Here is a 13,321-nt window from a genome sequence, read left to right as displayed (position 1 = left end):
CGACGGCCACCGCAGGGATCGCGGTCCCGCGCCGGGGCCTCGCGGAGCTGTCGGACGCCTGGCACGAGGCGTCCGGGTCGGCCCGGGCCGCGGCGGCGGAGACCCGGTACGGCCCGGTCGCCGACTGGACGGCCATCGGCCCGTACCGCACGCTGACCGCGCTCGCCCCGGACGCCCTGCCCGATCCGGCCGTGCGCCCGCTGCTGACCCCGGCGCAGCGGGACCTGGCCCGCACCGCGGAGGTGTTCCTGGACTGCGCGGGCCAGGCGTCCCGGACCGCTGCCGAGCTGGGCATCCACCGCCAGACGCTGTACTACCGGCTCTCCCGCGTCCAACAGCTCACCGGCCTCGACCTGAACGATGGCGAGGACCGGCTGCTGCTCCACATGGCCCTGAAGGCGGCCCGGCTCTGAGGCTCAGCTCGCGGGGCCGCGCCCTTCCAGGACGGCCTTCAGGCCGTCCGTCAGGTCCTGGGCGGACGGGGCCGAATCGGGGTCCATCAGCCACTGGACCATGACCCCGGCCAGAAGGGCCTGGATGAAGAGGCCGGCGACGCGGGCGCGCTCGGGGTCGGTCTCCGGGTCGATGCCCAGCATGCCCTCGGCGAGTCCCTCGCGTCCGGCCTGCTGTGGTCCGATGAGGGCCTTGCGCAGCTCGGGGTCGGAGTCGAGCCGGGAGATGATCTCCATCTGGAGCTGCCAGACGGCCCGGGTCTGCTCATAGGTCCCGATCACCCGCTCCCAGGTCTCGCGGAACTGGTCGAGCGGCGCGGCGGGGACCTCCGCCGTCGCCCCCTCGGCGCCCTCCCCGTCCGGGGTGAACCGCTCGCCCCACTCCTCGGTCAGCTTGATGAACGCGAGGTTCAGCAGCGCGTCCTTGGAGCCGTAGTGGTAGCCGATGGAAGCGAGGTTCGTGCCCGACGCGGCCACGATGTCGCGCGCCGTGGTGCGCGCGTACCCCTTCTCCAGCAGGCAGCGCTTGGCGCCTTCGAGCAGATCCTCACGATGTCCCATGACAGCAGCGTACCCGGCATGCAGACGTTTGTGTAAGACGCGCGTCTACATACCGGGTGCGGGCGGGACCCGTGAGGTCCGCGAGGTCAGTCGGTGAGGTTCACCGAGCGGGCCGAGGCGGCGCCGATCTCCGAGGAGATCTCGGTCAGCACGGCCGCCGGGACGTCGTCGTCCACGGTGAGGACGACCAGCGCCTCGCCGCCCACGTCGGCGCGGGAGACCTGCATGCCCGCGATGTTCAGACCGGCCTCACCGAGGATCCGGCCGACCGTGCCGACGACGCCGGGGCGGTCGTCGTAGCGGAGCACGATCATGTGGTCGGCGAGCGCCAGGTCCACGTCGTGCTCGCCGATCGCGACGATCTTCTGGAGGTGCTTGGGGCCGGCCAGCGTGCCGGAGACGGACACCTCCTGGCCGTCGGCCAGGGTGCCCCGGACGGTGACCACGTTGCGGTGCTCGGGCGACTCGGAGCTGGTGGTGAGGCGCACCTCGACACCGCGCTCCTGCGCGAACAGCGGGGCGTTGACATAGGAGACGGTCTCGTCGACGACGTCCTCGAACACGCCCTTGAGCGCGGAGAGTTCGAGCACCTTGACGTCGTGCTGGGTGATCTCGCCGTAGACCTCGACGTCGAGGCGGGCGGCGACCTCGCCGGCCAGCGCGGTGAAGATCCGGCCCAGCTTCTCGGCGAGCGGCAGGCCGGGGCGCACGTCCTCGGCGATGACGCCGCCCTGGACGTTGACCGCGTCCGGGACCAGCTCACCGGCGAGGGCGAGGCGCACCGACTTGGCGACCGCGATGCCCGCCTTCTCCTGGGCCTCGTCGGTGGAGGCGCCGAGGTGCGGGGTGCAGACGACCTGGTCGAACTGGAAGAGCGGCGAGTCCGTGCAGGGCTCCTTCGCGTACACGTCGAGGCCGGCGCCGGCGACGCGGCCCTCCTTGAGCGCGGAGGCCAGCGCCTCCTCGTCCACGATGCCGCCGCGCGCGGCGTTGACGATGCGCACGGTGGGCTTCACCTTGTGCAGCGCCTCGTCGCCGATCAGACCCAGCGTCTCCGGGGTCTTCGGAAGGTGCACGGTGATGAAGTCGGCGACCTCCAGCAGCTCGTCCAGCGAGAGGAGCTTGACGCCCATCTGGGCGGCACGCGCGGGCTGCACATAGGGGTCGTAGGCGACGATCTTCATGCCGAAGGCGGACATGCGCTGGGCGACCAGGACGCCGATGCGGCCGAGGCCGACGACGCCGAGGGTCTTCTCGCTGAGCTCGACGCCGGTGTACTTCGAGCGCTTCCACTCGCCGTTCTTCAGGGCGGTGTTCGCCTGCGGGATGTGGCGCGCGGTGGCCACGAGGAGGCCGCAGGCCAGCTCGGCGGCGGTGACGATGTTGGAGGTCGGGGCGTTCACGACCATGACGCCGGCCTTGGTGGCGGCGGAGACGTCGACGTTGTCCAGACCGACGCCCGCGCGGGCGACGACCTTCAGCTTCTTCGCGGCGGCGATGGCCTCGGCGTCGACCTTGGTGGCGGAGCGCACCAGGATGGCGTCGACATCGGCGATGGCGGGGATGAGCTCGGCGCGGTCCGCGCCGTTGCAGTGCCGGATCTCGAAGTCCGGGCCCAGGGCGTCCACCGTGGCGGGCGACAGCTCTTCAGCGATGAGTACGACAGGTTTCGAGCTCACGTGAGTCCTCACAGATCCAGTGCGGACGGCCGTCCCGACGGCCGCAGGCGTGGAGGGGCTTGCCGCGTGGAAGACGCACGACACTGTGGGCCTGACGCGTGTATGTGGAGCAGTGTAGTCATGCGCGAGACCCCGATCAGCGCCCCTGGGAAGGATCACCCGCACGAGTGCGTGGGCCCCGGGGGCGGGGGTGACCCGCCCCCGGGGCTCGGGGCTTACGCGTCCTCGTCGTTGACCCAGCTCATGAGCTTGCGCAGCTCACGGCCGGTGGTCTCCAGGAGGTGGTTCTCGTCGGCCTTCTTGTACTCGTTGTACTTGGGCAGACCGTTGTGGTACTCGGCCATCCAGTTCTTGGCGAAGGTGCCGTCCTGGATCTCGGCGAGAACCTTCTTCATCTCGGCCTTGGTGGCGTCCGTGATGATGCGCGGGCCGGTGACGTAGTCGCCCCACTCGGCGGTCTCCGAGATGGACCAGCGCATCTTCTCCAGGCCGCCCTCGTACATGAGGTCCACGATGAGCTTCAGCTCGTGCAGGCACTCGAAGTAGGCGATCTCCGGCTGGTAACCGGCCTCGGTCAGGGTCTCGAAACCGGCCTTGACCAGGGCGGCGGTGCCACCGCAGAGGACGGCCTGCTCGCCGAAGAGGTCGGTCTCGGTCTCCTCGGTGAAGGTCGTCTTGATGACGCCGGCGCGGGTGCCGCCGATGCCCTTGGCGTACGAGAGGGCGAGCGCCAGGCCGTTGCCCGAGGCGTCCTGCTCGACGGCCACGATGCACGGAACGCCGCGGCCCTCCTCGTACTGACGGCGGACCAGGTGGCCCGGGCCCTTGGGGGCGACCATGCAGACGTCGACGTCGGCCGGCGGCTTGATGAAGTCGAAGCGGATGTTCAGGCCGTGGCCGAAGAACAGCGCGTCGCCCTTCTTCAGGTTGTCCTTGATGGACTCCTCGTAGACCTGGGCCTGGATCGGGTCCGGGACGAGGATCATGATGACGTCGGCCTCGGCGGCGGCCTCGGACGGGGTCACCACGCGCAGGCCCTGCTCCTCGGCCTTGGCCTTGGACTTGGAACCCTCGTGCAGACCGACACGGACGTCGACACCCGAGTCACGCAGCGACAGCGCGTGGGCGTGGCCCTGGCTGCCGTAGCCGATGACCGCGACCTTGCGGCCCTGGATGATGGACAGGTCGGCATCGTCGTCGTAGAACAGCTCGGCCACTGGGTCTTCTCCTTGGTGTGCAGGTGTTGCGTCCCACCGTACGGCGGGGTGCGTCAGATACGTTTTCGGGTCTCGCCATACGAGCGGCGTCGGCAGGACGGCGGGTCCCGGGGGTTTACGCCGTGCGGTCGAGGGCGCGCAGGGACCGGTCGGTGATCGAGCGCGCGCCGCGCCCTATGGCGATGGTGCCGGACTGGACGAGTTCCTTGATGCCGTACTGCTCCAGCATCTTGAGCATCGCCTCCAGCTTGTCGGCGCCGCCGGTCGCCTCGATCGTGACGGCCTCGGGCGAGACGTCGACGGTCTTGGCGCGGAACAGCTGGACGATCTCGACGATCTGGGAGCGGGTCTCGTTGTCGGCGCGGACCTTCACCAGGACGAGCTCGCGCTGGATCGCAGCGGACGGCTCGAGTTCGACGATCTTGAGGACGTTGACCAGCTTGTTGAGCTGCTTGGTGACCTGCTCCAGGGGCAGGTCCTCGACATTCACGACGATGGTGATGCGGGAGATGTCGGGGTGTTCGGTGGTGCCGACCGCGAGCGAGTCGATGTTGAAGCCGCGGCGGGAGAACAGGGCGGTGATCCGGGCCAGGACACCGGGCTTGTTCTCGACCAGGACGGAGAGCGTGTGCTTGGTGGACATGGAGTCGGTCTCTCTCTGTCTCTCAGTCGTCTTCGTTGTCGCCGAAGTCGGGACGGACGCCCCGGGCGGCCATGACCTCGTCGTTGGAGGTGCCGGCGGCGACCATCGGCCACACCATGGCGTCCTCGTGGACGATGAAGTCGATGACGACCGGGCGGTCGTTGATCGCGTTCGCCTCGGCGATGACCTTGTCCAGGTCGGCCGGGTCCTCGCAGCGGATCGCGTAGCAGCCCATGGCCTCGGAGAGCTTCACGAAGTCCGGGACGCGGGTGCCCTTGTTGGGCGGGGTCTCGCCGTCCGGGCCCGCGTGCAGCACGGTGTTGGAGTACCGCTGGTTGTAGAACAGGGTCTGCCACTGGCGGACCATCCCGAGCGCGCCGTTGTTGATGATGGCGATCTTGACCGGGATGTTGTTCAGGGCGCAGGTGGTGAGCTCCTGATTGGTCATCTGGAAGCAGCCGTCACCGTCGATCGCCCAGACCGTGCGGTCGGGCATGCCGGCCTTGGCGCCCATCGCGGCGGGGACCGCGTAGCCCATGGTCCCGGCGCCGCCGGAGTTGAGCCAGGTGGCGGGCTGCTCGTACTGGATGAAGTGCGAGGCCCACATCTGGTGCTGCCCGACGCCCGCGGCGAAGATCGTGTCCGGCGGGGCGAGCTCGCCGATGCGCTGGATGACCTGCTGCGGCGAGAGGCTGCCGTCCTCGGGCAGGTCGTAGCCGAGCGGGTAGGTCTCGCGCCAGCGGTTGAGGTCCTTCCACCAGGCGCTGTAGTCGCCGGTGTTGCCCTCGGTGTGCTCGGCCTGGACCGCCTGGACGAGGTCGGCGATGACCTCGCGGGCGTCGCCCACGATCGGGACGTCGGCGGCGCGGTTCTTGCCGATCTCCGCCGGGTCGATGTCGGCGTGGACGACCTTGGCGTACGGGGCGAAGCTGTCGAGCTTGCCGGTGACGCGGTCGTCGAAGCGGGCGCCGAGGGCGACGATCAGGTCGGCCTTCTGGAGCGCGGTGACGGCGGTGACCGCACCGTGCATGCCGGGCATTCCCACGTGCAGCGGGTGGCTGTCGGGGAAGGAGCCGAGCGCCATCAGGGTGGTGGTGACGGGCGCTCCGGTCAGCTCGGCCAGCACCTTGAGTTCGGCGGTGGCCCCGGCCTTGATCACGCCGCCGCCCACGTAGAGCACCGGGCGCTTGGCCTGGGTGATGAGCTTGGCGGCCTCGCGGATCTGCTTGGCGTGCGGCTTGGTCACCGGGCGGTAGCCGGGCAGGTCCATGACCGGCGGCCAGCTGAAGGTGGTCTTCGCCTGGAGCGCGTCCTTGGCGATGTCCACCAGGACCGGGCCCGGGCGGCCGGTGGAGGCGATGTGGAACGCCTCGGCGATCGTGTGCGCGATGTCCTCGGCGCGGGTGACCAGGAAGTTGTGCTTCGTGATCGGCATGGTGATGCCGCAGATGTCGGCTTCCTGGAAGGCGTCCGTACCGATGGCGCCGGAGGCCACCTGACCGGTGATCGCGACCATCGGAACGGAGTCCATGGCCGCGTCCGCGATCGGGGTGACGAGGTTGGTGGCGCCGGGGCCCGAGGTGACCATGCAGACGCCGACCTTGCCGGTGGCCTGCGCGTAGCCGGTGGCCGCGTGACCCGCGCCCTGCTCGTGCCGGACCAGGATGTGACGGACCCGGGTGGAGTCCATCAGCGGGTCGTAGGCGGGGAGAATGCAGCCGCCGGGGAGGCCGAATACGGTGTCGGCCCCGACTTCCTCGAGCGAGCGGATGAGGGACTGCGCGCCCGTGAGGTGCTCAACGGAGGCGGCGGGCGATCCGCCGGTACGGGCCCGCGGCTGGGGATGGTGGGCCCCTGTGGCCTGCTCGGTCATCGGCATTCTCTTCTCGAAGCTGAGGTTTTTGCGAGTGTTTTACGACGTTTTGCCTGGTCCGGTGCAACAAAAAACCCCTCGTGCCGTGAGGCAAGCGAGGGGAGCGCGCCGGTGCGGTCCGCAGGGTGTCATGGAGGGACCCTGCTTCAGCCGACGCGCTTTCCAAGTACGAGAATTCGGGTGCGCATGGCATTGACCCTCTCTCCGACGCACGCGGAGTGTCAAGTGGGTGGGACGGGTGTCTCACCATGTGAGCGGGTCAGGGACGGGACCGCGCCCCCCGTGAGAACCGGCTGCGCGGGCATTCCGGCGGGCACCGGGAACGTCCCGCGGACCAGGGCGCGGCGCAGCCGGTACTCGTCCAGCGGCCCCGAGAAGGCCGCGCCCTGGCCGTGCGTACAGCCCATGGCGCGCAGGGCGAGGACCTGCTCCGGGACGTCCACGCCGTCGGCCACGGACTGCATGCCGAGGTCGCAGGCGATCCGGAGCAGCCCGCTGGTGATCTTGTGCAGCCGGGCCGACTCCACGACGCCCTCCACCAGGCCCCGGTCCAGCTTGAGCACGTCGATCGGGAGGCGGCGCAGGGCGTTGATCGCGGCGTAGCCGCTGCCGAAGCCGTCGAGGGCGATCCGCACGCCCAGCCGGCGCAGCGCGGCCAGGCGCTGTTCCAGCTCCTCGAAGGGAACCCGGGGGTCGCTGTCCGCGACCTCGATCATCAGCGCCCCGGACGGCAGCCCGTGCCGCGTGAGCAGCGCCTCGACGGAACCGGCCGGGGAGCCCCGGTCGAGCAGCCTCCGGGCCGGGAGCCGGACGGACACCGCCGTCCGGTGGCCCGCCCTGGCCCGGTCGGCGGCCTGCTCGACGGCCTCTTCGAGGAGCCAGCGGCCCAGCTCGGCGGTGCGGTCGCCGTCCTCGGAGATGCGCAGGAACTCGGCGGGCGTGAACAGGATGCCCTGGGCGGAGCGCCAGCGGGCCTGGGCGGCGACAGCGGCGATCCGGCCGGTGGCCAGGTGCACCACGGGCTGGTGGAGGAGCGCGAACTCGCCGTCCCGCAGGGCCCCGCGCAGCCGGGTCGCCAGCTCGGAGCGGCGGACCACGTCAGCCTGCATCTGCGGGGCGTACAGCTCGACGCGGTTCTTGCCGCCGGCCTTGGCGCGGTACATGGCGAGGTCCGCGTTGCGCATGAGGTCGTTGGGGGTGATGCCGGGCTCGGCGAAGGCGACGCCGATGGAGGCGGTGACGCGGACCTCGCCGTCGCCGACGCGGTAGGGCTCGGAGAGCGTGAGGCGCAGCCGGTCGGCGATCTCGTGGACCTGGCACTCGCGGGCGTCCTGCTCGCGGCCGGCGTCGCCGACGATGAGGGCGGCGAACTCGTCGCCCCCGAGGCGGGCGGCGGTGTCCCCCGAGCGGACGGACTCGTGGAGGCGGCGGGCGGCCTGGACGAGCAGTTCGTCGCCCGCCTGGTGGCCGAGCCGGTCGTTGGCCGCCTTGAAGCCGTCCAGGTCGATGAAGAGGACGGCGGTGCCCGCGTCCCCGGCGCGGCGGCCGGAGAGCACCTGGCGGACCCGGGCGGTGAACAGGGCCCGGTTGGGCAGGTCGGTGAGCGGGTCGTGTTCGGCGTTGTGCTGCAACTGGGCCTGGAGCCGCACGCGTTCGGTGACGTCCCGGCTGTTGAGGAGCAGGCCGCCCTGGTGGCGGTTGACGGTGGACTCGACGTTGAGCCAGTCGCCGGAGCCGGACCGGAAACGGCACTCGATGCGCGTGGCGGGCTCCTCGCCCGGCGGGGCGGCGAGGAAGCGCCGGACCTCGTGGACGACGCGGCCGAGGTCGTCGGGGTGGATGACCGAGGACAGCTCGGCGCCGACCAGCTCGTCCGCGTCCCGCCCGTAGACACCGGCGGCGGCGGGGCTGACGTAGCGCAGGACACCGCTGGGCGCGGCGATCATGATGACGTCGCTGGAGCCCTGCACCAGGGAGCGGAAGTGGTTCTCCTTCTGGGCCAGTTCCTGGGTGAGGGCGATGTTGTCGAGGAGCATGATGCCCTGGCGGACCACGAGCGCGAGGACCACCGCGCATCCGGTGAGGACGACGACGCGGTCCACCCGGCGGCCCTCGATCACGTTGTACAGGATGCCCAGGGTGCAGACGGCCGCGGCGAGATACGGGGTCAGCGCGGCCAGTGAGCCGGCGATGGGGCGGCTGGCGGTGGGCGGGACGCCCGGGTCCTCGCCCTCGGCCCGGTCCCGGACGGCGTTCTCCGCGTCGCGCGCGGCACCCCAGGGGGCATACGCGAGGAGCAGCGAGCCGGCGAACCAGCCGGCGTCGAGCAACTGGCCCGAGTGGTAGGTCTGGCGGAGCAGCGGCGAGGTGAACAGGGCGTCGCACAGCACGGTCAGGGCGAGCGCGGCGATGGCGGTGTTCACCGCGGCGCGGTTGACGCTGGAGCGCCGGAAGTGCAGGGCGAGGACCATCGAGACGAGCACGATGTCGAGCAGCGGGTAGGCCAGCGAGAGTGCGGCGCGGGCCACGCTGTCGCCCTCGACGTCCGCGACGTGCGCGGTGTGGGCGAGGGCGAGGCTCCAGGACAGCGTGAGCAGCGAGCCGCCGATCAGCCAGGAGTCGAGGGCCAGGCAGACCCAGCCGGCGCGGGTGACGGGCCGCTTGGCGAGGACGAGGAGTCCGACGATCGCGGGCGGCGCGAAGCAGAGGAAGAAGACGTCGGCGAGGGACGGGCTCGGGACGCGGACCTCGCGCACGCACTCGTACCAGCCCCAGACGGCGTTGCCCGCGCAGGCCATCAGCGAGGAGAGCGCGAACAGCAGCCAGGCCGGGCGGAACCTCGGATCGGCGACGCGGGCGAAGAGGAAGCAGGAGACGGCGGCGGCGAGGGCGGCGGCGCTCAGGCCGAAGTCCCCCATGAACAGGGCGACCTGGGCCGAGCCCCAGCCGGTGGCCGCGCCCACCGCGTAACCGCCGCAGACGAGGCCGAGGACGAGCTGCGGGAGCAGCGCGGAGGTACGGCCCGGCCCGGACTGCCGGGCGAGGAACGCTCCGCGGGTGCTCGCCGGGGCGCTCACCGCGGGCCTCCCGAGGCCCCCGGCCGGCTGCGGCGCCGGCTCACCGGGCCCTCCGCCCGCCGTCGTCGGCCCCGTCGTGTCGGATCGTTCGCCCATCGGCCGTCCATCGCCCGTCGCCCCCTCGCGTGTGACTGGCTCCCCGGCGCCGTCCCTGCCACGGCGCGACACCCCTTTCGGGACGATACACCAGACTCGTCACTCAGGGACATAGTTCCTCTACTCTCCGTGACGACCTGCGGAGTTGTGGCCACGGAGGGGAGCCGGACGTGCTCGTTGCGTGGTCAGCCGGTGGTGCGTACGACGTTGTCCAGCGGCTGCCCCGCGGCGAAGCGGGTGAGCTGTCCGGCGATCAGCCGCTTGGCTCGCGGCAGGAACGCGGAGGTGCTGCCGCCGACGTGCGGGGTGATGAGGACGTTCGGAGCATGCCAGAGGGGATGGCCGGAAGGCAGCGGTTCCGGGTCGGTGACGTCGAGGGCGGCGCGCAGCCGGCCGGACCGGAGTTCGGACAACAGGGCCTCGGTGTCGACCACTCCGCCCCGCGCGACGTTGACCAGGAGCGCCCCGTCGCGCATCGCGGCGAGGAACTCCGCGCCCACCAGCCCCTGCGTGGAGGGGTTCAGCGGGGTGGACAGGACGACCACGTCGGCCTCGGGCAGCAGGGCCGGGAGGTCGTCGAGTGTGTGTACGGGGCCGCGTGCGGTTGTCCGTGCGGAGCGCGCGACGCGTGCGACCCGCGCGCACTCGAACGGCGCGAGCCGGTCCTCGATGGCCGCGCCGATCGATCCGTACCCCACGATCAGCACGGACTTGTCGGCGAGCGCCGGGTAGAAGCCGGACCGCCACTCCTCGTCGTCCTGGCCGCGCACGAAGCCGGGGAGGCCGCGCAGCGAGGCCAGGATCAGCGCGAGGGCCAGCTCGGCGGTGGACGCCTCGTGGACGCCCTTGGCGTTGCACACCCGCACGCCCGCGTGCAGTCCGGCGAGGCCCGGCTCGACGTGGTCGGTGCCCGCCGACAGCGTCTGCACGACCTGGACGCGGCTCATCGCACCGAGCGGCCGGACCGCGACCTCCATGCCCTTCATGTAGGGGACGACGTAGTAGGCGCAGTCGGCGGGGTCGGCCGGGTAGTCCTTCCCGCCGTCCCAGAAGTGGTACGTCAGGCCCTCGGGGAGCCCTTCGATCCCGTCGGCCGGGAGGGGCAGCCAGACCTCGGGGGCGGGGGCGGAATGCGTGGTGGAAGTCATGGTCAGGAGGCTATGCGAAGCCCTCCGGGACGCAGAGGTTAGGTTGTTGTGGGTGCGAGGCCGTGCCCGTGCGGTCCCGTCGCACGCCCGGAGGCCGGACGGGACCGCACGGACACGGCCCAGGGAGGGGTTCGGGGAGTTGGAGCGCAGGAGTCTCGGTGCGGCGGCGCTCGCCGTGGGTGCGGTCGGTCTCGGCTGCATGCCGATGAGCTGGGCGTACAGCGCCTCGCAGCAGCGGGGCGACCGTGCGCTGCGGGCGGTGCACGCGGCGCTGGACGCGGGCGTCGATCTGCTCGACACCGCCGACATGTACGGCCCCTTCACCAATGAGCTGTTGGTGGGGCGGGCGCTGAAGGGCCGTCGGGCCGAGGCGTTCGTGTCCACCAAGTGCGGTCTCCTGGTGGGGGATCAGCACATCGTGGCCAACGGCAGGCCAGGATACGTGCGCCGGGCCTGCGACGCCTCGCTGCGGCGGCTCCAGACCGATGTGATCGACCTCTACCAGCTCCACCGCGCCGACCCCGAGGTACCCGTCGAGGAGACGTGGGGCGCGATGGCGGAGCTGGTGAGCGCGGGCAAGGTGCGGGCGCTGGGCCTGTGCGCGGTCGGCGCGCGGGCGTCGCGGCGTTCGGGCGCCCGGACGCACGACGGAACGATCCGGCAACTGGAGCGGGTGCAGCAGGTGTTCCCGGTCAGCGCGGTGCAGGCGGAGCTGTCGGTGTGGTCGCCGCAGGCGCTGGAGTCGCTGCTGCCGTGGTGCGCGGCCCGGGGCGTGGGATTCCTGGCCGCGATGCCGCTGGGCAACGGCTACCTCACGGGGACGCTGACGCCGGGGCAGGGGTTCGAACCGGAGGACCTGCGGGCCCGGCATCCCCGGTTCACGGCCGAGATGATGGCGGCGAACCAGCCGTTGGTGGTGGGGCTGCGCCGGGTCGCCGAACGACACGGGGCGACGCCCGCGCAGGTGGCCCTGGCCTGGGTGCTGCACCAGGGGCCCCAGGTGGTGCCGGTGCCCGGAACGAAGCGGGAGGACTGGGCGGTGGAGAACGCGGGCGCGTCCGGGCTGGCCCTGACGGAGCACGATCTGGCGGAGATCGACCGGCTGCCGGCGCCGCGCGAGTCCTGGGACTAGCTTGATCCTTAACCTGTCCGGCGGATCTCCGTGGATCAGCCCGCGAAGATCCGCCGGACAGGCCCTGGACGCACGGCCTCCGCCGGACCGGAAAGCGCCCCGGTCCGCGCCCGCTCGGTGTAAGAACGGGGGACAGGCGGCCGTTGAAGGGACAGGTGTGGTGTTGGGATCAGTGCAGGGCTCCGAGGGGCGTACGGGGCGGGGCCGGGGCGGCCCCAGGGCACGGCGGGGTGCGGTGGCCGTGCTGGCGGCCGGGGCCCTGCTGATGGCCGCCGGGTGCGGCTCCGACGGGGACACGGGAAGTCCGGTGGGCGCGAGTTCACCGGCGCACTCCCCCTCCGGGCCGGCCTCCGGGTCCCCCTCCCCGTCGCCGTCCGTCTCGCGCCCCCCGGCCGACCAGCCCCCGGCCAAGGGCTCGGCGAAGGTGGTCTCGACGCTCGCCGAGGGGCTGAACTCCCCGTGGGGGCTGGCCGCGCTCCCCGGCGGTGACCTCCTGGTGGGCTCCCGGGACAAGGGCACCATCACCCGCATCGACGCGGAGACCGGCAAGAAGAAGCTCCTCGGCACGGTCCCCGGGGTCGCCCCGGCCGGCGAGGGCGGGCTGCTCGGCCTCGCCGTATCGCCCGACTTCGGCACGGACCACCAGGTGTACGCGTACTTCACCACCGCGTCGGACAACCGCATCGCACGCATGATCTACGACGAGAACGGCTCCCCCGGCCAGTTGCTCGGCGCCCCGGACACCATTCTGCGCGGCATCCCCAAGGGCCAGATCCACAACGGCGGCCGGATCGCCTTCGGGCCCGACCGCGCGCTGTACGCGGGCACGGGCGAGACGGGCGACGAGGGCCGGGCCCAGGACAAGGAGTCCCTGGCGGGCAAGATCCTGCGGATGACGCCCGACGGCGAGCCGCTGCACGGCAACCCGGAGGGCGACTCCGTGGTGTATTCGTACGGGCACCGCAATGTGCAGGGTCTCGCCTGGGACGCGGAGAAGCGGCTGTGGGCCTCCGAGTTCGGCCAGGACACCTGGGACGAGCTGAACCTGATCGAGCCGGGCGGCAACTACGGCTGGCCGGACGTCGAGGGCACCGCGCACGAGGAGGGCTTCCGCGACCCGGTCGCCCAGTGGAAGACCTCCGAGGCGTCGCCCAGCGGCATCGCGTACGTCAAGGGCTCCATCTGGATGGCGGGACTGCGGGGCGAGCGGCTGTGGCGCGTCCCGCTCTCCCGCGAGGACGGGGCGGCGAAGGAGCCGCTGGCCGACCCGCAGGCGTTCCTGGAGGGCGAGTACGGCCGGCTGCGCACGGTCCTCGCGGCGGGCGGCGACAAGCTGTGGCTGGTCACGAGCGAGACGGACAGCCGGGGCACGCCGAAGCCGGGGGACGACAGGATCCTGCTGGTGCGGGTCACCTAAGGGCTGTCCCGCAATTCCCGGCGGAC

General features: G+C 71.7%; 10 protein-coding genes. 3 read left to right on the top strand and 7 right to left on the bottom strand.

What is annotated here, in order from left to right; genetic code table 11:
• The coding region (locus tag G3I41_RS12425) for a helix-turn-helix domain-containing protein (protein ID WP_164400265.1) at positions 1-413 on the top strand (413 nt) is incomplete at its 5' end.
• 3 nt (positions 414-416) lie between these two features.
• On the opposite strand, the gene G3I41_RS12420 is transcribed toward G3I41_RS12425, so the two are convergent.
• From G3I41_RS12420 to G3I41_RS12390, 7 genes are all read right to left on the bottom strand, one after another.
• A complete protein-coding gene (locus G3I41_RS12420) occupies positions 417-1,013 on the bottom strand; it encodes a TetR/AcrR family transcriptional regulator (RefSeq protein ID WP_164400264.1) in 597 nt (198 codons plus the stop codon).
• An 86-nt stretch (positions 1,014-1,099) separates the two neighbouring features.
• Complete coding sequence (gene serA, locus G3I41_RS12415) at positions 1,100-2,692, bottom strand: phosphoglycerate dehydrogenase (RefSeq protein ID WP_164400263.1); 1,593 nt, start codon at positions 2,690-2,692, stop codon at positions 1,100-1,102.
• Between the two features lie 215 nt (positions 2,693-2,907).
• On the bottom strand, positions 2,908-3,909 hold the full coding sequence (gene ilvC / locus G3I41_RS12410; RefSeq protein WP_018102506.1) for a ketol-acid reductoisomerase: 1,002 nt from the start codon (positions 3,907-3,909) through the stop codon (positions 2,908-2,910).
• Between the two features lie 115 nt (positions 3,910-4,024).
• Positions 4,025-4,552 carry an acetolactate synthase small subunit gene (gene ilvN, locus G3I41_RS12405; protein WP_018553223.1) on the bottom strand — a complete coding sequence of 176 codons (528 nt, stop codon included), beginning with the start codon at positions 4,550-4,552 and terminating at the stop codon, positions 4,025-4,027.
• Positions 4,553-4,574: 22 nt separating this feature from the next.
• Positions 4,575-6,431, bottom strand: a complete 1,857-nt coding sequence (locus G3I41_RS12400; RefSeq protein WP_164400262.1) for an acetolactate synthase large subunit — start codon at positions 6,429-6,431, stop codon at positions 4,575-4,577.
• Positions 6,432-6,646: 215 nt separating this feature from the next.
• Positions 6,647-9,502 (bottom strand): EAL domain-containing protein, encoded by a 2,856-nt coding sequence (locus G3I41_RS12395; protein WP_164400261.1) that lies wholly within the window; start codon positions 9,500-9,502, stop codon positions 6,647-6,649.
• A 281-nt stretch (positions 9,503-9,783) separates the two neighbouring features.
• Positions 9,784-10,746: a 2-hydroxyacid dehydrogenase gene (locus G3I41_RS12390; protein ID WP_164400260.1), complete on the bottom strand. Its 963-nt coding sequence runs from the start codon at positions 10,744-10,746 to the stop codon at positions 9,784-9,786.
• 175 nt (positions 10,747-10,921) lie between these two features.
• Between G3I41_RS12390 and G3I41_RS12385 the strand changes: the two genes are divergently transcribed.
• Together G3I41_RS12385 and G3I41_RS12380 are read left to right on the top strand one after the other, a co-directional pair.
• Positions 10,922-11,878 (top strand): aldo/keto reductase, encoded by a 957-nt coding sequence (locus G3I41_RS12385; protein WP_164400269.1) that lies wholly within the window; start codon positions 10,922-10,924, stop codon positions 11,876-11,878.
• A gap of 265 nt (positions 11,879-12,143) precedes the next feature.
• The gene (locus G3I41_RS12380; RefSeq protein ID WP_203600858.1) at positions 12,144-13,295 is read left to right on the top strand and encodes a PQQ-dependent sugar dehydrogenase; all 1,152 of its coding nucleotides are present in this window, start codon (positions 12,144-12,146) and stop codon (positions 13,293-13,295) included.
• Positions 13,296-13,321 lie beyond the last annotated feature (26 nt).

This window comes from Streptomyces sp. SID9727 (assembly GCF_010550605.1).
Classification (GTDB): domain Bacteria; phylum Actinomycetota; class Actinomycetes; order Streptomycetales; family Streptomycetaceae; genus Streptomyces.
This window is presented reverse-complemented; position numbering and strand designations above follow the sequence as displayed.